2 protein-coding genes are annotated in these 1090 nt (G+C 72.8%); both read left to right on the top strand.

The window, feature by feature from the left end; all coding sequences use genetic code 11:
• Window positions 1-444: PadR family transcriptional regulator (locus EJK15_RS69515; RefSeq protein WP_138720960.1), on the top strand; the 444-nt coding region annotated here is incomplete at its 5' end.
• Window positions 441-1090: ABC transporter ATP-binding protein (locus EJK15_RS69510; protein ID WP_138720959.1), on the top strand; the 650-nt coding region annotated here is incomplete at its 3' end. The genes EJK15_RS69515 and EJK15_RS69510, both read left to right, overlap by 4 nt.

Here is a 1090-nt window from a genome sequence, read left to right as displayed (position 1 = left end):
GGCGAGTCGATGAACCGTGGTCAGATCTATGTGACGTTGGCCCGGTTGGAGCGAGCGGGGCTCGTTGTCTGTGAGCGGGCGGACGGCCTGCCCGAGCGGCCGGAGCGCAAGGTCTATGCGCTGACGCCGGCCGGGCAGCAGCGGGTGGCCGCCTGGCTGGCCGAGGTGGGCTGGCCGAAACCGGACCTGGCGGAGTTTCATCTCAAGCTCGCCGCGGCCGCCGCGGCCCGGCTGGCCGACCCGGTGGAGCTGGTGGCGGCGCAGCGCCGGGAGTTGCTGCGCCGCTTGCGTGAGGCGCAGCAGGCGGCGCTGGCCGAGCCGGCGGGATCGGGCGCCGGCCTGCTGCTGGAAGGGGTCGTGCTGCGGTTGCAGGCGGACCTGCGCTGGCTGGATGCCTGTGAGCGGGCCTGGTCCAAGGTCGATGACGAAGTTGAGGATGCGTGAACGTGTCAAGTGCCGCGGTCCGGGCCTGCGCCCTGGTGAAGACGCATGGTCAGGGGCAGAGCCGGGTCCGCGCGGTGGACGAGGTCGACCTGGAGGTGCCTCAGGGACAGACGCTGGCGGTGATGGGGCCCAGCGGCTGCGGGAAATCCACTCTGCTGCACCTGCTGGGTGGCCTGGAGCGGCCCACCGGTGGGGAGGTGTGGGTGGCCGGGCGGCGCATCGACACCTTGAGCGAGCGGGCCTTGGCGCGCATGCGGCGCCGGTCGGTGGGGTTCATCTTCCAGGCCTTCCATCTGGTGGAGGAGCTGTCGGCGGCCGAGAACGTGGAGCTGCCCGCGCTGCTGGCCGGGCGCTCGCGCCGCCAGGCCAGGCGGCGCGCGAGCCTGCTGCTGGACCGGGTCGGGCTCACCGACCGTGCCCGGCACCTGCCCTCGCAACTGTCCGGCGGGCAGCGTCAGCGGGTCGCCGTCGCCCGCGCGCTGGTCAACGACCCGCTGGTCGTCCTGGCCGACGAGCCGACCGGCAACCTCGACACCGCCGCCACTCTCGACATGCTGAGGATCTTCCAGGAGCTGCGTTCGGCGGGGCAGACCCTCGTGATCGTCACGCACGACGAGCGGGTCGCGGCCACCGCGGATCGGCTGGT

Origin of the sequence: Nonomuraea basaltis, from assembly GCF_005893125.1 — a bacterium.
Lineage (GTDB): Bacteria > Actinomycetota > Actinomycetes > Streptosporangiales > Streptosporangiaceae > Nonomuraea > Nonomuraea basaltis.
Note: the sequence above shows the minus strand (reverse complement) of the source record. Positions and strands in the feature narration are given on the sequence as shown.